Origin of the sequence: uncultured Litoreibacter sp. (assembly GCF_947487515.1) — a bacterium.
Lineage (GTDB): Bacteria > Pseudomonadota > Alphaproteobacteria > Rhodobacterales > Rhodobacteraceae > Litoreibacter.
Map to the genome: position 1 here is coordinate 499,699 of NZ_CANKWO010000001.1, position 20,225 is coordinate 519,923.

Annotated in this window: 21 protein-coding genes and 1 tRNA gene; 16 read left to right on the forward strand and 6 right to left on the reverse strand. The window is 57.5% G+C overall.

Going from position 1 to position 20,225, the window contains the following annotated elements; all coding sequences use genetic code 11:
• Positions 1–10 precede the first annotated feature (10 nt).
• The 6 genes from Q0746_RS02400 to Q0746_RS02425 are packed head-to-tail and all read left to right on the forward strand — an operon-like array spanning position 11 to position 5,445.
• A complete protein-coding gene (locus tag Q0746_RS02400; RefSeq protein ID WP_298256829.1) occupies positions 11–1,180 on the forward strand; it encodes a D-alanyl-D-alanine carboxypeptidase family protein in 1,170 nt (389 codons plus the stop codon).
• Entirely contained in the window at positions 1,177–1,806 is a 630-nt protein-coding gene (gene tmk / locus Q0746_RS02405; RefSeq protein WP_298256831.1) for a dTMP kinase, read from the forward strand. Before Q0746_RS02400 ends, tmk begins: the two co-directional genes overlap by 4 nt.
• The gene (locus tag Q0746_RS02410; protein ID WP_298256833.1) at positions 1,803–2,927 is read left to right on the forward strand and encodes a DNA polymerase III subunit delta'; all 1,125 of its coding nucleotides are present in this window, start codon (positions 1,803–1,805) and stop codon (positions 2,925–2,927) included. Before tmk ends, Q0746_RS02410 begins: the two co-directional genes overlap by 4 nt.
• Before the next feature lie 11 nt (positions 2,928–2,938).
• Positions 2,939–3,724 (forward strand): TatD family hydrolase, encoded by a 786-nt coding sequence (locus Q0746_RS02415; RefSeq protein ID WP_298256835.1) that lies wholly within the window; start codon positions 2,939–2,941, stop codon positions 3,722–3,724.
• Positions 3,721–4,515 carry an MBL fold metallo-hydrolase gene (locus tag Q0746_RS02420; protein WP_298256837.1) on the forward strand — a complete coding sequence of 265 codons (795 nt, stop codon included), beginning with the start codon at positions 3,721–3,723 and terminating at the stop codon, positions 4,513–4,515. The genes Q0746_RS02415 and Q0746_RS02420 overlap by 4 nt, the downstream gene beginning before the upstream one ends.
• Complete coding sequence (locus Q0746_RS02425; RefSeq protein WP_298256839.1) at positions 4,516–5,445, forward strand: AEC family transporter; 930 nt, start codon at positions 4,516–4,518, stop codon at positions 5,443–5,445.
• On the opposite strand, the gene Q0746_RS02430 is transcribed toward Q0746_RS02425, so the two are convergent.
• The gene (locus Q0746_RS02430) at positions 5,411–6,019 is read right to left on the reverse strand and encodes a Hint domain-containing protein (RefSeq protein ID WP_298256841.1); all 609 of its coding nucleotides are present in this window, start codon (positions 6,017–6,019) and stop codon (positions 5,411–5,413) included. The two genes, Q0746_RS02425 and Q0746_RS02430, sit on opposite strands and share 35 nt — an antisense overlap.
• A gap of 244 nt (positions 6,020–6,263) precedes the next feature.
• Here Q0746_RS02430 and Q0746_RS02435 point away from each other — a divergent pair, with 244 nt between their 5' ends.
• Complete coding sequence (locus Q0746_RS02435) at positions 6,264–7,241, forward strand: autotransporter outer membrane beta-barrel domain-containing protein (protein WP_298256843.1); 978 nt, start codon at positions 6,264–6,266, stop codon at positions 7,239–7,241.
• Positions 7,242–7,341: 100 nt separating this feature from the next.
• On the opposite strand, the gene Q0746_RS02440 is transcribed toward Q0746_RS02435, so the two are convergent.
• Together Q0746_RS02440 and Q0746_RS02445 are read right to left on the reverse strand one after the other, a co-directional pair.
• Positions 7,342–7,668: a glutaredoxin domain-containing protein gene (locus tag Q0746_RS02440; protein ID WP_298258026.1), complete on the reverse strand. Its 327-nt coding sequence runs from the start codon at positions 7,666–7,668 to the stop codon at positions 7,342–7,344.
• Positions 7,669–7,778: 110 nt separating this feature from the next.
• Positions 7,779–7,865, reverse strand: a tRNA-Leu gene (locus Q0746_RS02445).
• A gap of 300 nt (positions 7,866–8,165) precedes the next feature.
• Between Q0746_RS02445 and lipB the strand changes: the two genes are divergently transcribed.
• From lipB to Q0746_RS02465, 4 genes are all read left to right on the forward strand, one after another.
• Positions 8,166–8,822: a lipoyl(octanoyl) transferase LipB gene (lipB, locus tag Q0746_RS02450; protein ID WP_298256844.1), complete on the forward strand. Its 657-nt coding sequence runs from the start codon at positions 8,166–8,168 to the stop codon at positions 8,820–8,822.
• Positions 8,823–8,989: 167 nt separating this feature from the next.
• Entirely contained in the window at positions 8,990–10,660 is a 1,671-nt protein-coding gene (gene ctaD / locus Q0746_RS02455) for a cytochrome c oxidase subunit I (protein WP_298256846.1), read from the forward strand.
• A gap of 6 nt (positions 10,661–10,666) precedes the next feature.
• A complete protein-coding gene (locus Q0746_RS02460; RefSeq protein ID WP_298256848.1) occupies positions 10,667–11,206 on the forward strand; it encodes a DUF2244 domain-containing protein in 540 nt (179 codons plus the stop codon).
• Between the two features lie 144 nt (positions 11,207–11,350).
• Positions 11,351–12,145, forward strand: a complete 795-nt coding sequence (locus Q0746_RS02465) for a right-handed parallel beta-helix repeat-containing protein (RefSeq protein ID WP_298256850.1) — start codon at positions 11,351–11,353, stop codon at positions 12,143–12,145.
• A 128-nt stretch (positions 12,146–12,273) separates the two neighbouring features.
• On the opposite strand, the gene Q0746_RS02470 is transcribed toward Q0746_RS02465, so the two are convergent.
• Positions 12,274–12,732: a GatB/YqeY domain-containing protein gene (locus tag Q0746_RS02470; protein WP_298256852.1), complete on the reverse strand. Its 459-nt coding sequence runs from the start codon at positions 12,730–12,732 to the stop codon at positions 12,274–12,276.
• A gap of 169 nt (positions 12,733–12,901) precedes the next feature.
• Between Q0746_RS02470 and carA the strand changes: the two genes are divergently transcribed.
• Together carA and Q0746_RS02480 are read left to right on the forward strand one after the other, a co-directional pair.
• Positions 12,902–14,056, forward strand: coding sequence for a glutamine-hydrolyzing carbamoyl-phosphate synthase small subunit (gene carA, locus Q0746_RS02475; RefSeq protein ID WP_298256854.1), 1,155 nt, complete (start codon positions 12,902–12,904; stop codon positions 14,054–14,056).
• A gap of 59 nt (positions 14,057–14,115) precedes the next feature.
• Positions 14,116–16,083: a glycosyltransferase gene (locus Q0746_RS02480; protein ID WP_298256856.1), complete on the forward strand. Its 1,968-nt coding sequence runs from the start codon at positions 14,116–14,118 to the stop codon at positions 16,081–16,083.
• On the opposite strand, the gene Q0746_RS02485 is transcribed toward Q0746_RS02480, so the two are convergent.
• Positions 16,024–16,674, reverse strand: a complete 651-nt coding sequence (locus Q0746_RS02485; protein ID WP_298256858.1) for a GntR family transcriptional regulator — start codon at positions 16,672–16,674, stop codon at positions 16,024–16,026. The two genes, Q0746_RS02480 and Q0746_RS02485, sit on opposite strands and share 60 nt — an antisense overlap.
• A 113-nt stretch (positions 16,675–16,787) precedes the next feature.
• On the opposite strand from Q0746_RS02485, the gene Q0746_RS02490 reads away from it, so the two are divergent.
• Together Q0746_RS02490 and Q0746_RS02495 are read left to right on the forward strand one after the other, a co-directional pair.
• Complete coding sequence (locus Q0746_RS02490; protein WP_298256860.1) at positions 16,788–17,435, forward strand: pyrimidine 5'-nucleotidase; 648 nt, start codon at positions 16,788–16,790, stop codon at positions 17,433–17,435.
• Between the two features lie 38 nt (positions 17,436–17,473).
• Positions 17,474–18,658 carry a UbiH/UbiF family hydroxylase gene (locus Q0746_RS02495; RefSeq protein WP_298256862.1) on the forward strand — a complete coding sequence of 395 codons (1,185 nt, stop codon included), beginning with the start codon at positions 17,474–17,476 and terminating at the stop codon, positions 18,656–18,658.
• Here Q0746_RS02495 and Q0746_RS02500 read toward each other — a convergent pair.
• The gene (locus Q0746_RS02500) at positions 18,655–19,782 is read right to left on the reverse strand and encodes an aminotransferase class V-fold PLP-dependent enzyme (protein ID WP_298256864.1); all 1,128 of its coding nucleotides are present in this window, start codon (positions 19,780–19,782) and stop codon (positions 18,655–18,657) included. The two genes, Q0746_RS02495 and Q0746_RS02500, sit on opposite strands and share 4 nt — an antisense overlap.
• 132 nt (positions 19,783–19,914) lie before the next feature.
• Here Q0746_RS02500 and Q0746_RS16675 point away from each other — a divergent pair, with 132 nt between their 5' ends.
• Complete coding sequence (locus tag Q0746_RS16675) at positions 19,915–20,217, forward strand: DUF4156 domain-containing protein (RefSeq protein ID WP_363322726.1); 303 nt, start codon at positions 19,915–19,917, stop codon at positions 20,215–20,217.
• The last annotated feature ends 8 nt before the right edge of the window (positions 20,218–20,225 follow it).

Sequence of the window (20,225 nt, forward strand, 5' to 3'; positions counted from 1 at the left end):
AGGAGCCGCCATGAGCATCCGCGCTGCCACGCTTATCGCCGCCCTCACGTCCTCCCTTTGCATGAGCTTCGCTGCGCATGCCTTTGAAACCTCTGCGAAATCCGCAATCGTTTTGGACTTGAGCACCGATCTGACCTTGATGGAAAAGAACGCCGATATGGCGCTCCCACCTGCGTCTATGTCCAAGTTGATGACGTTGAATATGACGTTTGAGGCACTTGAGGATGGTCGCTTGTCGCTGGATCAACTGCTGCCAGTTTCGCAACATGCACAGGACTATGGCGGCTCCACCATGTTCTTGAACACCCGTGATCGCGTGAGCGTTGAAGACCTGATCCGCGGTGTCATCGTTCTTTCGGGGAATGACGCGGCAGCCGTGCTGGCAGAAGCCATTTCCCCTGACGGCACCGAACGCGGCTTTGCCCAAATGATGACAGAGCGTGCGCAAGACTTGGGCATGACCAACTCGACCTTCGCCAACTCCAACGGCTGGCCCGCCCCTGCGCAGCGCATGTCGATGCGTGATCTGTCGATCTTGGCCAAGCGCCTGATCACCGTCTACCCGCAGTACTACGGCTACTTCGCCGAAACCGAATTTGCCTTTGACGACCGCGCCCCTGACAACCGTTTCAATCGCAACCCTTTGCTCAAATTGGGCATTGGCGCCGACGGCTTGAAAACCGGCCACACGAGTGAAGCAGGCTACGGGCTTGTGGGGTCGGCCAAACAAGGCATGCGGCGCATTATCTTTGTGCTGTCCGGCCTTGGCACTCCGCAGGCGCGCGCCACCGAAAGCGAACGCATCACCAATTGGGCCTTCCGCCAATTCGCCGAGCAGCAATTGGCCGAGCAAGGCGTGATCATGGCCGAAGCCGAGGTTTGGATGGGCACATCCGCCAAGGTTGGCATGGCGGCGGTTGAAGACATCAAGGTTCTGGTGCCGGTTTTGAAAAAGGACGGGGTTACCGCCAAAATTCAGTACCAAGGCCCGCTGGAGGCCCCGATCACCGCAGGCGACAAGATTGCCGAGCTGATCGTGAGCGTCCCGGGCATTGGCGACGCGACCCATGACTTGGTGGCCACCGAAACCGTCAATAACGGGGGCTTCATGGTGCGGGTGCGCACAGCCGCGACCGTTTTGTTCCGCCAGTTGACCGGCCAAGCAGCGACTTTGTTTTGAGCGGTCTGTTTTTGACATTTGAAGGCATTGACGGCTCTGGGAAATCCACTCAGTCGCGCCTTTTGGCGGGCCATCTGGAGGCCGCAGGGCATGACGTTGTGCTCACCCGTGAGCCCGGCGGCTCCTTGGGGGCGGAGGATATCCGGCGGCTGTTGGTTGAGGGGGACCCCGGTCGCTGGTCTGCTGAAACAGAGATACTGCTTTTCACCGCCGCCCGCCGCGACCATCTGGAACGCCTGATCACCCCTGCCCTAAAGGCTGGGAAAATCGTGATCTGCGACCGCTTTGCCGATAGCACCCGCGTCTACCAAGGGGCCACCCGTGGCGACCTGCGCCAGATCGTCGACGCTTTGCACTCTCAGATGATTGGTATCGAACCCGACCTGACATTGGTCATCGACATGGACCCCGACATTGCGCTGGAACGCGGGTTGGCGCGCGGATCGGGAGAAGACCGTTTTGAAGACTTCGGCGCGGAGTTCCAGCACAAGTTGCGCGACGGCTTCTTGGCGCTGACAAAGGACTATCCCGACCGCACCCAACTGATTGACGGGACAAAGGGGGCGCAGGACGTCGCGCATACTATTGCCGCTGTCGTCGACAGCTTTCTGGCTGCCCGCTCATGAGTGACGAAGACCTTCCCTCCTCTGACCAGATCGACGGCGCCCCACACCCGCGCGAAACCACTGCGTTGATTGGCCAACAGGTGGCCGAAGAGGCGTTCCTCGAGGCCTTTACAGGTGACCGGCTGCATCACGCGTGGATGATCACCGGCCCGCGCGGCGTGGGCAAAGCAACATTGGCGTGGAAGCTGGCAAAGTTTTTGCTGGCCAATCCGCCTGTCGATCCAAATGATATGTTCGGTGCGCCCCCTGCGCCCACGTCCCTTGAGATAGATCAGAGCCACCCGATTGCCACCCGCATGGCCGCAGGCAGCGAGCCGGGGCTATTCGTGCTCAAACGCCCCTATGACGCTGACAAAAAGAAATTCAAGCAGCAGATCACCGTCGATGAAGTGCGTAAACTAAAGGGGTTCTTCTCCCTCTCGGCCACCGAAGGTGGTCGCCGCATTGTGATTGTAGACGCGGCTGATGATATGAACGTCTCGGCGGCAAATGCCCTGCTGAAAGTGCTGGAAGAGCCCCCCGCAGATGCGCTGTTGTTTTTGATCAGCCATCAGCCATCCCGCCTGTTGCCCACCATCCGCTCCAGATGCCGTGAGTTGCGCTGCGTGACAATGAACGCACAGGACATGGCGGCCGCATTGACCGCCACGGGTGCCGATGTGGGGGGGCACGGGCCGGCGTTGGCGGAACTCTCTGGTGGCTCGGTTGGGGAATCCTTGCGGATGCTCAACCTTGGGGGGCTGGAGGTCTACGCGGACCTTGTCGCATTGGCAGCAACCTTCCCGAAGCTGGACCGCACCATGATGGTCGCCTTGGGCGAAAAAGCCGCCGCCCGAGGGCAAGAGGCCCGTTATGAGTTGATGCTGCGGCTGACGGATGTGCTTTTGTCACGTCTTGCGCGCGCGGGACTTGGGCTTGCACAAACCGAAGCCGCCGCCGGAGAATTGGCCATGTTGGCCCGCCTGTCTCCCGACGCAAATGCATCACGGGCGTGGGCCGCCGTATCGGCAAATATTTCATCGAGGGCGCAACATGGGCGCGCGGTGAACCTTGACCCTTCGGCGCTGGTCATTGATATGGTTCTTGCAATGAACGAGGTGGCGGCGAAAACCGCGGCCTAACGAGGTCAAGAATGAGCACCCCTGAGATTACCGACAGCCACTGCCACCTTGATTTCCCCGACTTCGATGGCGAACTCCCCGATGTCATCGCCCGCGCCCATGCCGCAGGTGTGACCCGCATGGTGACCATCTGCACCCGTTTGCGCCAAGAACCGCAGGTGCGCGCCATCGCCGACGCCCACCCTTCGGTCTTTTACGCCGCTGGCACCCACCCGATGAGCGCCGCCGAAGAGCCTCTGGCCACGGTAGATGAATTGGTCGCCCTTGCGGATCATCCCAAGTTCGTAGGCATCGGTGAAACCGGCCTCGACTACCACTACACGCAAGACAGCATGGACATCCAAAAGGAAAGCCTACTGATCCACATCGAAGCCGCGCGTCAAACCAAGCTGCCCTTGATTATTCACGCACGCGGAGCAGATGACGACATGGCCCAGATACTGGCAGATGAGCACGCAAAGGGGGCCTATACATGTGTCATGCATTGCTTCTCATCGTCCAAGGAGCTAGGCCAAGCGGCCCTTGATCTGGGCTTCTATCTATCGATGTCGGGCATCGCCGCCTTTCCCAAATCCCAAGACCTCCGAGACATCTTCGCGGCGGCGCCTTTGGACCGCATCTTGGTGGAAACCGACAGCCCCTACCTTGCACCACCCCCCTACCGCGGCAAGCGCAACGAGCCCGGGTATTCGGCCTATACGGCCCGCGTGGGCGCAGAGGTCTTCGGGCTTGAGTACGCCGAATTCGCGGCCCAAACGCAGGCCAACTTCGAACGCCTGTTCTGGAAAGCCGCGTGAAACGTCGCTTCACCATATTGGGCTGCGGCTCGTCGGGCGGAGTTCCGCGTCTCGGGGGGCACTGGGGGGATTGCGACCCTGAAAACCCGAAAAACCGCCGCCGCCGCTGTTCCTTGCTGATCGAGCAGATCGGCCCGCAGGGAACCACTTCGGTGCTGATCGATACCTCGCCGGACCTGCGTTCGCAGCTTCTGGATGCGCAGGTCGGGCGGCTGGACGGGGTGGTCTACACCCATTCCCATGCGGATCATGTTCACGGCATCGATGACCTGCGCATGGTTGTGTACAACATGAAGGAACGCCTGACCGTTTGGGCTGACGGGGATACCTCCAACAGCCTGATCTCTCGATTTGGCTATGTGTTTGTGCAGCCCGAAGGCTCTCCCTATCCGCCAATTCTGACACTGAAATCCATCAACGGCCTGATCGAAATTGACGGGGCTGGCGGCACCATCCCATTGACGCCCTTCAAGGCAAACCACGGCACAATCGACGCGCTTGGCTTTCGCATAGGCGACGTGGCCTATCTGCCAGACGTGGCCGCGTTTTACGACGAAACCTGGGAGGCACTTCAGGGATTGGATTGCTTCATCATCGACGCCTTGCGCCGCGCACCGCATCCAAGCCATTCCCATTTGGACAACACATTGGGCTGGATCGAGAAGCTCGCCCCGAAACGCGCCGTGATCACCAATATGCATATCGATCTGGACTATGCGACGCTTGAGGCGGAAACCCCCGACCACATCACCCCCGCCTATGACGGAATGACAATCGAGGTCGACCTCTAAATGGGGGCGCTGCTGGAAGTCATCCTCCCCGTCTTCCTTGTCATTGGCGCAGGCTTCATTGCCGTAAAGCGCGGGTTATTCACCGATGACGGTGCCGACGCGCTGATGAAATTCACCCAGAACTTCGCCATCCCCTGCCTGCTGTTTCGTGGCATCGCGGGTTTGGAGCTAGGGGCCTATTTTGAGCTTGGCTTGCTGGCGTCCTATTATGTCCCTGCGGTCTCGGGCTTCGCACTTGGATCTTTGGGAGCACGTCTCCTGTTTGGGCGCCCGTGGGAAGACAGCATCGCCATCGGGTTTTGCTGCCTGTTTTCCAATGCAGTGCTTTTGGGCCTGCCCATCACCGAGCGCGCCTATGGCGCGGAGGCCCTTTCGCCCAACTATGCGATCATCGCGTTGAACGCGCCCATTTGCTTTGGCGTGGGCATCACCGCGATGGAAATTATGCGCAACAAAGGGGGCGGCATCTGGCCCACCGCCAAGGCCGTTTGGCGCGCCGTTACCCATAACGCGCTGATCATCGGCATCACGTTGGGATTTGTGGTCAATGTCACCTCCCTGCCCTTGCCCAATGTGTTGACCGACGCAATTGATTTGATGATCCGCGCCGCCTTGCCCGCCGCCATTTTTGGCTTGGGCGGCGTCTTGGCGCGCTACAAGTTGGAGGGCGACACCGGTCCGGTTATCATGGTTTGCGCACTCATGCTGATCATTCAGCCCAGCTTAACTTGGGTGATGGCAGGGGCCACCGGCTTGGCGACAGGTGCGTCGCGCTCGGTGATCCTTACGGCAGCCATGGCCCCTGGGGTAAACGCCTATGTCTTTGCCAATATGTACGGCGTGGGCAAGCGCGTCGCGGCCTCGGCGGTGTTGGTGTCGACGGCGCTTTCCGTGCTTACGCTGTGGGTGTGGCTGGCTCTGCTGCCTTAGTGTAGGAACGCAGCAGCACCTGTGCTTCATGGGCTTGCAAGGGCGGAAATGCCAGTTTGGCCCCTGCGGGAATGGCCGAGGCGTCGGCCTGCCCCAATTGAGAGCTTTCCACCGGCACCCGTTCGGCAAAGATTATGTGATGCGCATCGAAGCCCAAATAGGCATAGCGCACCATCCCGCCCACGTCGCGGGTCACCGTCACGCCATTGACGAAATCCCGCGCTGCGACCAGCACCTCCCATTCGCCAAACAGCAAGTCCGACTGCCACCCCGCAAACCGGATGCGGTGATCCGCGGTGACACAAAGGTCATGTTCATTATTCAAGGTCCCCGCCTTGAAGCGGATCGGGGCAGCGTCCTCAACTGCTTCGAAGCGCCGAACCCCCATGGAGCGGATCGGTTGCGCACCGTGATCCAAAGTCTCGACCAAATCGCCGACCTTAAGGTCTTGGATCAACCGGTCTCCCAAGGGGGTCAGGATATGGGTTCCAAGCGCAAAGCAGGGATTTTTCCTGCGGTTGTAGGAAATACGCAGCCCCGCGTCTTGGGAAATCTGAAGCTGATGCTGTGACATAACACGTCCTTGGGTAATTCGCCCCCTCTGACTACTTTCCAAGTTTGTCCCAAAACTGGCCAAAACGCCGTCAAGCATGGCAATTAAGTGGCATATCGCATGGAAAGGGAAACACTGCGTTTCCAGTCCCTACAAACCCGAGGTTGCCAATTTTGTCACCGCATTGGCCCGCCTCCCCTTGGGCTATAGGTAAACCGGCTGAAATGCAGTATAATGGCGGCATTCATTTAACGAAGGTTTCATCATGATTACCCCATCCGCCTTTCGCAAAAGCTGCATCGCCCTCTCAGCATGTGCCGTGCCCCTGATGGCGCCCACTTTGGCCAGCGCCCAGATGTATCCCACAATGAATGACCCCAGATCCGACGCGATCGGCGCCCATGTTGGAGGTGACATCGCCAGTTTCCGCGATGCCATTGCCCAAAGACGCGGTCGCATCAGCCGCCCGCAGGTCTTGCAAGAAAGTAATAGCCTCAGCGGTGGCGAAAGCCCGTCATGGGGCGGCATTTCTTCGGCTTGGGCGTCTGCCGACACCAAGCGCTTCAACGGCACCTATTCAGGCAATTCGACCAACCTGATCTTCGGCGCGGATACGCTTCTTGGTGACGCTTTCGCAGTGGGGATCATCGCGGGCTACAACAACTCGTCCGTCGACGTCCCCGCAGGCCAGCGTGTCAAAGCCGAAGGGCTTTCCATCGGGACGTATTTTTCCGCCCAATTGTCCGACACCCTTAACCTTGACGGCTTTGTCGGCTTCGGCAAGCCTGACTACAATGTCGATGGCGGGCAGTTCTCGGGCGATAAGACCTTCGGCAACCTGACGCTGACCGGCAGCGTGCCGCTGCAACGCGCCGAGCTGTCCCCGTTCATCAGCGTGGCCTCCGTGCGCGAGAAACTACCGGCCTTTACCAGCACCGCCCCCGTCGTCGCCTATGCCGCCACCGAGATCAAAAGCTTCGTCGCCACCATCGGCACCGGCGTTCACTATAACCCGATCGATAAGGGCAATCTGACCTATCTGCCAAACGCGGGCTTCGAAGTTGACTACGTCCGCAATGATGACGGCTTTGGCACCACCGACAGCTTTACCGCGCCGCGGATCAGCGGGGGCGTGACGATCCTCAGTGATACCGGTGCGGCAAACTTCGGGGCCCACATATCGCGCACCTCGGAAGGGACGACCACCGTCGGCGCCAATGCGTCCTACTTCTGGCAATTCTGATACCTGTCCCAACGTGGCCCACCTTAAAGGATGGACCGCGTTGGGGACGACAAGATTGCAGCCTGCCAGCGCCTTCACGCCCGCCAATCTGCCATCTTCGTCACGCGATCAAAGCGTCACGAACTGTATCGTCCCAACCCAGATATAGCGCATCCCCGTCCCGAATAATCGGACGCGCCATCACTTTGGGCTTGGCTGCAATCTGCGCCTCGGCTTCGGAGTTCTTCAGCCAATCATTCAAACCGCGGTAGTCATTCGTCGTGCGATCCACCAAGCGGTCGCCAAATTCGGTGATCAGCTCCTCGAGTTCCGCTTCGCTCAACGGCTCAGCACGTACATCGCGAAACTCCACCTGTTTTCCGGCGGCTTCCAAATCCTTACGCGCCCGCCCACATTGGGGACAGGTGCTTATGCCGTAAATCAACATGATGCGTTCTCCTTTGAAGATGCGACAAGCCTGTTGCATATTCCACAAGAACACAAGCCATTGCGCCATGACCAAGAAGCGTCACAAAAATCAGCAATTTCAAGGAGTTATGGTGCGGTCGGAGGGACTCGAACCCTCACTCTTGTTACAGAACAGCGACCTCAACGCTGCGCGTCTACCAATTCCGCCACGACCGCAAAATCATAGGGATGTGGGCGGCGTTCTAGCGTGCACCTCTGCCCTTGTGAAGCGCTAAATCGCATCAAATGAAAAAGGGCTGGTATTCGACTGGTTTCGGGACACTTTGGCTGGCCGCCCTGTGCAAAAAATTCAGCCAATTAGAGGGCTTGACCCCTTCCAATGCTTCGGCGCATCCATTGCAGTATAAGGTGGCCCCACCCGACGTCCCATTTCCGCAAGCGCCACGGGCTGTTATAGTGGCACCTGCCCCTCACCCATCGGCCTATGCGCCCCCCTGAAACGAAGGCAAACCGGATATGGTAGACTGGATCACAACCGACGGATTGACCGACTATGCGCAGGCCGTGGCGTTCATGGAAGACCGCGCCAATGCGATCTATGCCGGAGAAGCGTCCGAATGCATCTGGTTGGTCGAACACCCGCCGCTCTATACTGCGGGGACCTCTGCCGACACGGCCGATCTTGTGTCCCCCGATCGCTTTCCGGTGCATGAAACCCGCCGAGGCGGGCAATATACCTACCACGGGCCAGGACAACGCGTGGCCTATGCGATGCTGGATTTGAACAAGCGCGGCAAAGACGTACGCAAATATGTGCAAAGCCTCGAGGCATGGGTGATCGCGACATTGGCGGAATTTTCCGTGACCGGCCATATTCGCGAGGGCCGCGTGGGGGTCTGGGTTGAACGCCCCGAAAAACCACTCAACGCCGACGGCAGCTTGGCCGAAGACAAGATCGCGGCCATCGGGGTGCGCCTGCGCAAATGGGTAACCTTCCACGGGCTGTCGATCAACGTGGAGCCGGATTTGGAACATTTCACCGGCATCGTGCCTTGTGGAATCTCCAAGCACGGGGTGACATCGCTGGTCGATTTGGGGCTTCCGGTGACCATGGATGATCTCGATCTGGCCCTTAAATCCAATTTTACGCAGATTTTTGAGGGCTCAAGGTAAAATCATTCCGCTAAATGCGACATTTTGCGCCTTCTGCGGCAGGTTGCAACATTGCCCCTGCGCCCTATCGCCTCTAAAACAGCGGCACAACAACGGGGCGAGTCTGCCCTGTCTTTCGCGTAGGGCCAATCGCCTTGCCAATAAATGAGTGGAAACGGGAGAAACGCATGGCCGACGCCGCCATCCAAGGGCACGACCACGACGAGCGGGGGTTCTTCACCCGCTGGTTCATGTCCACAAACCATAAAGATATCGGGATCTTGTATCTCTTCACTGCCGGCCTGATGGGCTTGGTGTCTGTTTTGTTCACCGTTTACATGCGGTTGGAATTAATGGACCCCGGCGTGCAATACATGTGTCTCGAAGGCGCACGTCTGACTGCTGCGGCTGTTGCTGACTGTACCCCGAACGGCCACCTGTGGAACGTTTTGATCACTGGCCACGGCATCTTGATGATGTTCTTCGTCGTGATCCCTGCCCTGTTCGGCGGCTTTGGCAACTACCTGATGCCACTGCAGATCGGCGCGCCTGACATGGCGTTCCCGCGCATGAACAACCTGTCCTACTGGATGTATGTGGCGGGCTGTTCGCTGGCTGTGGCGTCCCTGCTGACACCGGGTGGGAATGACCAATTGGGCTCCGGCGTGGGCTGGGTACTTTACGCCCCGCTGTCCACCTCCGAGGCCGGTATTTCCATGGACTTCGCCATCTTCGCGGTTCACCTTTCCGGTGCCTCCTCGATCCTTGGCGCGATCAACATGATCACCACCTTCTTGAACATGCGCACACCTGGCATGACGTTGCACAAAGTGCCTTTGTTTGCTTGGTCCATCTTCGTGACCGCGTGGCTGGTGCTTCTGTCCTTGCCAGTTCTGGCCGGTGCGATCACCATGTTGCTGACAGACCGTAACTTCGGCACCACCTTCTTCCAAGCGGAAGGCGGCGGCGACCCGATCTTGTACCAACACCTGTTGTGGTTCTTCGGCCACCCAGAAGTGTACATCATCATCGTTCCGGGCTTCGGCATTATCAGCCACATCATCGCGACCTTCTCCAAGAAGCCGGTCTTTGGCTACCTGCCGATGGTTTACGCGATGGTTGCAATTGGCGCGCTTGGCTTCGTTGTCTGGGCACACCACATGTACACTGTCGGCATGAGCTTGTCGCAGCAGTCCTACTTCATGATGGCCACTATGGTGATCGCAGTGCCAACCGGCATTAAGATCTTCTCGTGGATCGCCACCATGTGGGGCGGCTCCATCGAGATGAAGACCCCAATGTTGTGGGCCTTCGGCTTCTTGTTCTTGTTCACCGTGGGTGGCGTGACAGGCATTGTTCTGTCGCAAGCGGGCATCGACCGCGCCTACCACGACACCTACTACGTTGTGGCACACTTCCACTACGTGATGAGCTTGGGCGCCGTGTTCTGTATCTTCGCAGGTATCTACTTCTACCTGCCGAAGTTCTCGGGCCGTATGTACCCTGAATGGGCTGGTAAGCTGCACTTCTGGGCGATGTTCATCGGGGCCAACCTGACGTTCTTCCCACAGCACTTCTTGGGTCGCCAAGGCATGCCACGTCGCTATATCGACTACCCAGAGGCCTTCGCCTACTGGAACTACGTGTCGAGCTGGGGCGCCTTCTTGTCCTTCGCATCGTTCATCTTCTTCATCGGCGTCATGGTCTACACGTTGACCAAAGGCCGCAAGGTGACTGAGAACAACCCTTGGAACGAATATGCGGACACATTGGAATGGACACTTCCGTGCCCTCCTCCAGAGCACACATTCGAGATTCTGCCCAAGCAGTCTGAATGGGACAAAGGCCATAGCCACTAACCGGCCATGCCTATCCAACGCATAAATCTTGCTGAAAGGGCCTCGGATTATCCGCAGGCCCTTTCTTCTTATCAGGGCAAGCCGCCGGTCTACCGCGTGCTGCTTTACCCCCACCGGTCCTTGCCGCGCGCAGGCTTCGTGTTCTTTATCGCCGTCACATCCGTCATGCTGGCCCTGCCCTTGCTTGCGTTGATGCAAACGGCGGTATTTTGGGGGCTGCTGCCCTTCATGGTGATCACTGTCTTCGCAATCTGGATGTTCCTGATGCGCAGTTACCGCACAGGGCAATTGGTCGAGGAACTCAGCCTTTGGCCCGACCGCGTCACTCTGATCCGCCGCAACCCCGACAGCAGCCAGCAAGAATGGCAAGCCAACCCCTATTGGGTCGAGGTCATACCCCACGACACCCCTGTCCCCCACTATCTAACCCTGCGTGGCGGCCCCAGAGAAGTCGAACTAGGTGCGTTCCTATCTGTGGAGGAGCGGATGGAGTTGAAGGCAGAGTTTGAGGAACAGCTGCGGCTTTTGGCGGTAACTCAGCAGTAAGACCTGTGCCCGCACATAGTCAGGCGTGAGCCCAGCTCCCCCCCTTCAGCACAGTGCGGGCATCTGAGCTATTGCACACGGACGGTTGGACCTTAGAACTTTCATCACAGATTGGTGACAGGCCGACCCATGAAAAGGCAACGCATGAGACTTCTTCAAGCTACTTTAATAGCGGTGTTCAGCTGTACCATTGTCAGTGACGCAAACGCGCAGCAACGTGTTGTTGATTGCTCCCAAGACCATGCTCTTTGCGATCTGGAAAACATCAAGACCATTGATGAAGAATGGAACAACACAGTGCTTAGGCATTGTAGGATTTCGAACAAGCGAACTGGCATCGTCATTCGAAATGTTCAGAACTTCACTCTAGAGCGCTGCGTGATCGAGAATATCTCTAAAGGCAGTGGGATTTATATGAACCCGATGCATCCGTCTCAGAACGTGACGCTGATGGGGAACACACTTCGAAACATCGCAAAGAACGGGATCGCCGCGCCGGAAAACAGTGTCAGCCACCTGACCATCGACAGCAATATTCTCGTTGATGTCGCCACTAAGGGGCGACGGGGCTTGCACCACGGAATCTACATTCAAACGCCGGCTTCTCGGATCGTGGATAACCAGATCACCAGAGTGCACGATGGGAACGGCATTGCCATTAGAAGCTCGGGAGAGGTGTCTGGCAATGTGATACGTGACACGGGGAAATCGGGCGTCGGCTATTTTAACGACCACCCCGCGCCACGGCCTTCGATCCTCGCCATATCTGGCAATACAATTTCCGGCTATGGTCAACGAGCCTCTGGGCGAGCGGGGATTGAAGTGCTGACAAATTCGCCTCGCCACCTCGTCATTGACCGCATTCTCATTGAAAACAACCTAGTGGCAGGAGCAAATCCCGTTAACTGCAATGACCACAAAGATTGCACCGTTCGGTGAACGCCCCCCAACCTTTGAAACCGTGACCACGTCAAAGGATCGGGGCGTCGCTAGTTAGGCGGAAGGCAGGCTTTGGCCGAAAGAAATTTAGTGCTCACTGCGTCTCGTATTGCAGCCCCGCGCTGCGCCTACCCCAGCCGCGCCTTAACCATTGGGCCCACACTGCCGAAATCCATCTGGCCTGTGTATTTCCCTTTCAAGATCCCCATCACGCGCCCCATGTCGCGGATGCTTTCTGCGCCGACTTCTTTGATCGCCGCATCCACTGCGGCCTCCGAATCCTTTTCGGACAATTGCGCAGGTAGAAAGTCTTCGATCACTTTGACCTCGGACAACTCACGCTCTGCCAATTCAAGGCGCCCGCCCTCCTCATAGGCACGCGCGCTTTCTTGACGTTGCTTCACCATCTTGCCGAGAATCGCCAAAACCTCTGGATCGCCGACGCTTTTGCCATCAATCCGCAGCGCGATGTCTTGGTCTTTGATCGCCGCATTAATCAGCCGCAAAGTGCCCAAACGGGCTGCGTCCTTGGCCTTCATGGCCTCCTTAAGGGCATCGGTGATGCGTGTGCGCAAGTCATTGGACATAAGGTGCCTTCCCTGAGACCTTGTGAAGCGCGTCTTTTACCTAAATCCGTCAAACATCACAACAGCCCCTTTGCGCGTTGCAAAAAAGGCAGTTGCTGTGGTTGACGCCCCCTGATCCCCCCCGTAGATAGTCCAAAGTTTTGCATTCAGCTTTGTGGGAGAAGCCGCCATGACCGCCAAACCGACAGCCTGTCTTGTTCTGGCCGATGGCACCGTATTTTACGGCCATGGCTTTGGGGCAACCGGCCAGACCACCGCCGAGCTATGTTTCAACACCGCCATGACCGGCTACCAAGAAATCATGACCGACCCGTCCTACGCGGGCCAAGTGGTCACTTTCACCTTCCCGCATATCGGAAACACGGGTGTGACAGCCGAGGATGACGAAACCTCCGTCCCCGTCGCGGCCGGAATGGTGGTCAAATGGGACCCAACGAAATCTTCGAACTGGCGCGCAACGGGTGAGCTGACCGACTGGCTGAGCAAGACCGGCCGCATCGGCTTGGGTGGCATTGACACCCGCCGCCTGACCCGCGCCATCCGCTCGCAAGGCTCGCCGCATGTTGCCATGGCACATGACCCTGAGGGCAATTTCGATTTGGAAGCGCTGGTCGCCGCCGCGCGTGGTTTTGCTGGGCTTGAAGGCCTTGATCTTGCAAAAGAAGTCACCTGCGCACAATCCTATACATGGGACGAGCAACGCTGGGCATGGCCCGAAGGCTTCACCAAGCGGACCGAGAAAGGCCATAAGGTTGTCGCCGTAGATTTCGGGGCAAAACGCAACATTCTGCGCTGCCTCGCGTCAGCTGGGTGCGATGTAACCGTTTTGCCTGCCTCCGCCACCGCAGAGGAAGTCTTGGCCCATAATCCTGACGGGGTATTCCTGTCCAACGGGCCCGGAGACCCTGCGGCCACGGGCGTTTATGCAGTGCCGATGATCAAGGGCGTTTTGGAGCAAGACATCCCCGTCTTTGGCATCTGCCTCGGTCACCAAATGCTGGCTTTGGCTCTGGGCGCGAACACCATCAAGATGAACCACGGCCACCACGGCGCCAACCACCCCGTTAAGGATTTGGACACCGGCAAGGTCGAGATCACCTCGATGAACCACGGCTTTACCGTCGACAGTCAGACGTTGCCCGAAGGCGTGTTGGAGACACATATCTCGTTGTTTGATGGATCGAACTGCGGCATTCGCGTGAAAGATCGCCCTGTGTTTTCAGTGCAGTACCACCCTGAAGCCTCCCCAGGACCACAAGATAGCTACTATCTGTTCGAACGCTTCGCCGCGGCAATGGCCGATAGAGCATCTGTGTCAGCTTAACGCCCCCTTAAGGAGAATCAATCAGTCTTCCAGCGTAGACCTTGCGCCGGAGATGAAGGATGAACGCGCCTGTTAAGCTGCCCAATCAGGCCAGCGCGCGCTCCGAACACAGGGGGTGGCGGGAAGAAGCCTTTCGTCGCCAACCCGCCAATGCGCAATCCCTTTTGGGCAAACAGCTGGTGGACAAAGGTGTTATCACCTCTCCCCAACTGTTGGTGGCCTTGGCACTTCAGGCGCGCCAGAATGTGCCCTTGGGGGAAATACTGGTCGCACAAGGCTTTGCAACCGAAGTCGATATTCTAAAGGTTCTCGCCAGACAGCATGACACCTATTTGGTCGATCTGGCCGCTTCCCCACCGGATCCGCGGCTGTTTGCATCGTTTTCGCCGGATGATTGCTTGCGGTTTGGCTTCATGCCTTGGCGCATGCAAGGGGACAAAACCATTCTGGCGACAGCCCATCCCGAACGCATCAACAGCATTCGCGTAAAACTGCCCCCGGACCATGACAATGCAGACTTCGTCTTGGCGGCGCGAAACGATATTCAGGAGGAAATTCACCTCCATTACAGTGCCCGACTTGCGCAACAAGCCGAAGAGAGAACTGCCCCGCAAGACAGTTGCCGCAATTGGTCCACCACAATGATGCAAATGACCTTGCTGACCTGCATTATACTATCGATCTTTGGCGCTTTCTTTGCCCCCGTTTGGTTGATCTGGACACTCTTTGGCGCGGCCACATTCTCTCTTTTCCTCAACAGCATTCTCAAGGCCGCCTGTACGTGGATCGCGCTTTGGCACGAAGCCGAACCGGCGTCGGATATGGCGCAACGCTCGGTCGGCAGGCTTCCCAAGATTTCCATTCTTGTTCCCTTGTTTCGCGAACGCGACATTGCGGGGGCCTTGGTGAAACGCCTTGCGCGGATATCCTATCCTAGGGAACTTTTGGAAATTTGCTTGGTTGTGGAGGCCAGCGATGAAGTAACACAAGAGGCCCTGACCAAAGGGGGGCTTCCTCAATGGATGCGCGTTGTGCGCGTGCCGCAGGGCGGAGTGCAGACAAAACCGAGGGCATTGAACTACGCATTGGATTTCACATCAGGCTCTTTGGTCGGGGTCTATGACGCCGAAGATGCGCCGGATCCTGGGCAGCTTCATGAGGTCGCTAAAAAGTTTGCGTTTGGAGGAGATGACCTTGCCTGTGTGCAAGGCATTTTAAGTTTCTACAATTCAAAAACAAATTGGTTATCTCGTTGTTTTTTCTTCGAATATGCAGGTTGGTTTCAGGTCATGTTGCCCGGTTTGCAAAAACTGGGCTTTGCCATTCCTCTGGGGGGAACGACCCTGTTTTTCCGCCGCGATGTCTTGGTTAAACTTGGGGCGTGGGACGCTCATAACGTGACCGAAGATGCCGATCTGGGTATGCGTCTGGCGCGGCGGGGATATCGATGTGAGATGATGGAATCGGTCACCCAAGAAGAAGCCAACAGCCACGTCTGGCCATGGGTCAAACAGCGATCACGCTGGCTCAAAGGATATGCCGTTACTTGGTGCGTTCACATGCGCCGGCCAGTCCTTTTGTGGCGCGAATTGGGGGCATGGAAGTTTCTTGGTTTCCAGACGTTGTTCCTGAGTACGCTGATGTCATTCCTACTGGCCCCCGTATTATGGTGGAGCTTGTTGGCCTATCTGTTCAACTGGCCCAACCCTGTGTTTGATCCAATGCCCAAACCGATGGTTCATGTGGCAACTGCCTTTTTTCTCTTCGCTGAGGTTGGAACGCTTGCAGTATTCACAACTGCAGTGAAAGGGTCTGTAAACCGCCCGAGCATTGGATGGATTATAACCCTCCCCGCCTACTTCATTTTTGGTACTTTGGCCGCATACAAAGGTCTTGGTGAATTGCTGTTCAACCCGTTCTACTGGGACAAAACCGAACACGGTATGTTCGGTGGCGCGTCCGATAGTTCAGTCAGCACCGATCTTTCCGGCGTCGATACGAAGACGAGTCTGGAAAGCTATGGATAAATGATCGCGAAGCGCCTTTGACGCCGCAGCACCATCGCGCGCTTCAATCGCTTGAACGATGGCCAGATGTTCGGCCAAAGCCACTTCACCGCGCCCGGCCGCGGCAAGGGATGTCGTCGCCAGCAACGCCATAGAGCGATACACGAGGTCAAGCTGGCGCACCAAGAACTGGTTGTGTGATGCCAAGTGAATCTGGCGATGAAAGCGCCTGTTCGCCTGAGACAACCGCGACGGGTTTGACAAAAACGCGTGATCCTCTTCGACCATCGCATACAGAACCTTCACCTCTTCGGCGGCCGCATGTTGTGCAGCCAATTCCGCCGCAAGCCCCTCCAAGGCCGTCCGCACTGTATACAGCTCTGCCATCTGATTGTGATCCAAAGACGCCACGATCAACGATCGCCCGTCACGCGTTAACATCGATTGCGTCTCCAATCGCTGCAACGCCTCACGGATTGGCGTGCGCGACACGCCAAACCGGTCGGCCAATTCGCTTTCGACCAAGCGATTTCCCGGCTTGTAGATGCCCGTATCAATCGCATGGAGGATCAAGCCATAGGCGTCATTTGCGGCGGGTACATCAATGGACATTATTCACACTTTCTGGATCACTGCCGCACGCTAGCCCTCTGCCCAGCTTGGTGCAAGTTTATCGCCGCATTATTCCCGTTGCAGTCCGCCCTCCGAACGCTAAAGTCGCGCTTATGCCATCCTTTGACTTCTCTCGCATACGCACTTGGGTGTTTGATCTCGATCACACGCTTTACCCGCCACAGATGCAGCTTTTCAGCCAGATTGAAGTCCGTATGGCCAATTGGGTGATGAAAGAGCTGGGTGTCGACCGCGCCGAGGCAGACCGTCTGCGGGCCAAATATTGGCGCGAACACGGAACGACTTTGGCGGGATTGATGCGGCTTCACAACGTAGAACCAGAAGGCTACCTGAGCGATGTGCATGACATTGACTTTACGGTTCTCGATCCCGACCCGTTGTTGCGCGATGCGATATCCGCTTTGCCAGGGCGCAAGGTGATTTACACAAACGGCACCGCGCCCTATGCAAAAAACGTGTTAAACGCCCGTGGCTTAGAGGGTGAATTTGATGCAATCTACGGCGTAGAACACGCCGATTTTCACCCTAAACCTGATCGATCTGCATTTGAAAAAGTCTTCGCGTTGGATGGGCTCTCGCCCGACGTTTCGGCGATGTTCGAGGACGATCCGCGCAATTTGGCCGTTCCGCATGCCATGGGGCTGCGCACGGTGCATGTGGCCCCAACCCCGCAAGCCGCACCCCATATTCACCATCACACCGACGATCTGCGCGGCTTTCTGACCCAGCTGATCCCATGACCCTTGGCCTCGCGTCAGTGGCGACATAGGTTGACTGCATGAGCACGGATATTTTCATCTCTGGTGGTGGCGTCGCAGGCCTGACAGCGGCATGCCTGTTTGGCAGCCAAGGATACAATGTCACCTGTGTTGACCCAGCACCACCCGTCACTCAACGAGATGCGGACGGGGCCGACCTGCGGTCAACCGCATTCTTGCAACCTGCCATTCCGGTGTTGGAGATGGCGGGCGTCTGGCATCAACTTGCCCCCCATGCCATGCCCCTGCAAACCATGCGTATCGTCGATGCCGGCGGCGAGGCGGCAACGCCCCGCGCGACCCGCGATTTCGATGCCGCCGACATCTCGGAACTGCCCTTTGGCTGGAACCTGCCCAATTGGTTGATCCGCCGAGAGTTGGTCGCCCGTTTGGCCGAGCTCCCCAATGTGGAATTCCTGCATGGCGTTGCCTGTACAAAAATATTCACCCGTTCTGCTTCTGCCAAACTTTGGCTCAGCAATGGGACCACCCAAGATGCGCAGCTGGTCATCGCGGCAGACGGGCGCAACTCACTGATCCGTGAAAACATGGGGATCGAGGTTAAAACCAAGCGCTATGGACAAAAAGCGCTGGCCTTCGCCGTCACCCATCCGGTGCCACACAACAATGTTTCAACCGAGATCCACCGCACCGGCGGGCCATTCACCTTGGTACCCCTGCCCGATTACAACGGCTCGCCCAGCTCAGCCGTGGTTTGGATGGAAACCGGTCCCGAGGCCGCCCGCCTACACGCCCTGCCCGAAGACGCCTTCAACGCCGAAATGTCGGAGCGGTCATGCCACCTGTTCGGCCCGCTGACTTTGGCCTCCAAACGCAGCATTTGGCCTATCATCGCACAGGTCGCCAACCGTTTCAGCGCCGAGCGCGTCGCCTTGATCGCAGAGGCTGCCCATGTCGCCCCCCCCATTGGGGCTCAAGGGCTGAATATGTCATTGACTGATCTGAGCGAATTGCTGGACCTCAGCCATTTGCACACTTTGGGCAGCAAAGACATGTTGGATGCCTATGACAAAAAACGCCATCTTGCCGTGAAGCTACGGGTGGCGGGGATCGATTTGCTGAACCGTGCATCCATGTCGCAAACCGAATGGATCAGGGACCTGCGATCGGCAGGGATCGGGGCGATACATGACACCGCCTCGATCCGAAAATCACTGATGAGACTTGGGCTTGGTGCCCGTTAAAGCACTTCGTCCGTGATCTCTTGCAGCGCCTTCAATGTGCCCTCGACATCATACAGCTTATCAAGGCCGAACAGCCCAAGGCGGAAGGTGCGAAAATCGTCCGGCTCGTCGCATTGCAAAGGCACACCCGCCGCGATTTGCACACCAATGGCCGTAAATTTCGACCCGTTTTGCACCGCAGGATCGTCTGTATAGCTGACCACCACGCCAGGCGCACCAAAGCCATCGGCGGCGACGGAGGTAATGCCTTTGGCTTTCAACATCGCCCGCACGCCGTCGCCCAACTGCCATTGCGCCGCGCGGAGTTTCTCGAAACCGTAGTCGCGGGTCTCTAGCATCGTGTCGCGAAAGCCGCGCAAGCCGTCCGTGGGCATCGTCGCGTGGTAGGCGTGACCGCCGCCCTCATAGGCTTCCATGATGGTGAGCCATTTCTTCAAATCAATCGCAAAGCTGTCGGATGTGGTCTCGTCGATCTTGGCGCGTGCGCGGGCGGACATCATCACCAGCCCTGCGCATGGCGTGGCCGACCAGCCCTTTTGCGGCGCGGAGATCAGAACATCCACGCCCGTCGCCTGCATATCCACCCAAGCACAGCCCGAAGCGATGCAGTCCAGCACCATCAACGCGCCGACTTCATGGGCCGCGTCGGCCATGGCTGTGATGTAGTCATCGGGCAGGATCACACCGGCGGAGGTTTCCACATGCGGCGCGAACACCACAGCTGGTTTTTCATCACGGATGCGGGCCACCACGTCGTCAATCGGGCACGGCTGGAACGGCGCGCGGGTGTCGTTGCCAGTTTGGCGGGCCTTCATCACGGTGGTCTCGGACGGCAAGCCGCCCGCTTCCATGATCTGGGACCAGCGGTAGGAAAACCAGCCGTTACGCACCACAAGCGCCCGTTGGTCGCGGGCAAACTGGCGGGCCACGGCCTCCATCGCATAGGTGCCACCGCCCGGAATCACGGCGACGGCCTCGGCCTTATAGACGTCTTTCAACATCCCCGAGATATCGGTCATCACCCCCTGAAAGGCCTTGGACATGGAGTTCAACGAGCGGTCGGTGAACACCACCGAGAATTCGCGCAGACCATCGGGATCAACGTTTTCGAGCAATGCAGACATGGGGTAACCTCCTGAGTTTGGAAGGGACGTTAGGAGGGATTTTGGGAGGATGCACGGGTTAATTTGAAGTTTTTCACTTCATACTCATGGTATTTAGTGATCTACAAAAGCTCTATTTTCACGGAGTTCATAATGCATAAATTTACTTTCCCCTTTTTCATTTTTTTGCTTGCCTCATGTAGCACCGAGTTGACGCCAGGTGCTCAGTTGGTACGACAAATATCTACAGCGATGACTTCAGAGTGTACGTTCTTAGGACCTGTTTCTGGATCAGAATCTCTGGGCTTTGATATAGCGGGGGATGCTGAGAGCGCTTTCAACAAGGTTCGGAATGAAGTCGCGGCACGTGGTGGCAACGCTTTTGTGTTAACGAATTCGACCTCCAGCGACGTCGCTACCAACGTTCAAGCAGACGCATATAGATGCCCGACCTAAACGCTACA

Coding starts and splice junctions, on each gene's coding strand:
- Q0746_RS02410 (WP_298256833.1), top strand. CDS start 1,803: ATGAGTGACGAAGACCTTCCCTCCTCTGACCAGATCGACGGCGCCCCA.
- Q0746_RS02470 (WP_298256852.1), bottom strand. CDS start 12,732: ATGTCCAATGACTTGCGCACACGCATCACCGATGCCCTTAAGGAGGCC.
- ctaD (WP_298256846.1), top strand. CDS start 8,990: ATGGCCGACGCCGCCATCCAAGGGCACGACCACGACGAGCGGGGGTTC.
- Q0746_RS02440 (WP_298258026.1), bottom strand. CDS start 7,668: ATGTTGATTTACGGCATAAGCACCTGTCCCCAATGTGGGCGGGCGCGT.
- Q0746_RS02485 (WP_298256858.1), bottom strand. CDS start 16,674: ATGTCCATTGATGTACCCGCCGCAAATGACGCCTATGGCTTGATCCTC.
- Q0746_RS02465 (WP_298256850.1), top strand. CDS start 11,351: ATGAGACTTCTTCAAGCTACTTTAATAGCGGTGTTCAGCTGTACCATT.
- Q0746_RS02495 (WP_298256862.1), top strand. CDS start 17,474: ATGAGCACGGATATTTTCATCTCTGGTGGTGGCGTCGCAGGCCTGACA.
- Q0746_RS02400 (WP_298256829.1), top strand. CDS start 11: ATGAGCATCCGCGCTGCCACGCTTATCGCCGCCCTCACGTCCTCCCTT.
- Q0746_RS02435 (WP_298256843.1), top strand. CDS start 6,264: ATGATTACCCCATCCGCCTTTCGCAAAAGCTGCATCGCCCTCTCAGCA.
- Q0746_RS02500 (WP_298256864.1), bottom strand. CDS start 19,782: ATGTCTGCATTGCTCGAAAACGTTGATCCCGATGGTCTGCGCGAATTC.
- Q0746_RS02490 (WP_298256860.1), top strand. CDS start 16,788: ATGCCATCCTTTGACTTCTCTCGCATACGCACTTGGGTGTTTGATCTC.
- Q0746_RS02415 (WP_298256835.1), top strand. CDS start 2,939: ATGAGCACCCCTGAGATTACCGACAGCCACTGCCACCTTGATTTCCCC.
- Q0746_RS02480 (WP_298256856.1), top strand. CDS start 14,116: ATGAACGCGCCTGTTAAGCTGCCCAATCAGGCCAGCGCGCGCTCCGAA.
- Q0746_RS02425 (WP_298256839.1), top strand. CDS start 4,516: ATGGGGGCGCTGCTGGAAGTCATCCTCCCCGTCTTCCTTGTCATTGGC.
- lipB (WP_298256844.1), top strand. CDS start 8,166: ATGGTAGACTGGATCACAACCGACGGATTGACCGACTATGCGCAGGCC.
- Q0746_RS16675 (WP_363322726.1), top strand. CDS start 19,915: ATGCATAAATTTACTTTCCCCTTTTTCATTTTTTTGCTTGCCTCATGT.
- Q0746_RS02430 (WP_298256841.1), bottom strand. CDS start 6,019: ATGTCACAGCATCAGCTTCAGATTTCCCAAGACGCGGGGCTGCGTATT.
- carA (WP_298256854.1), top strand. CDS start 12,902: ATGACCGCCAAACCGACAGCCTGTCTTGTTCTGGCCGATGGCACCGTA.
- Q0746_RS02460 (WP_298256848.1), top strand. CDS start 10,667: ATGCCTATCCAACGCATAAATCTTGCTGAAAGGGCCTCGGATTATCCG.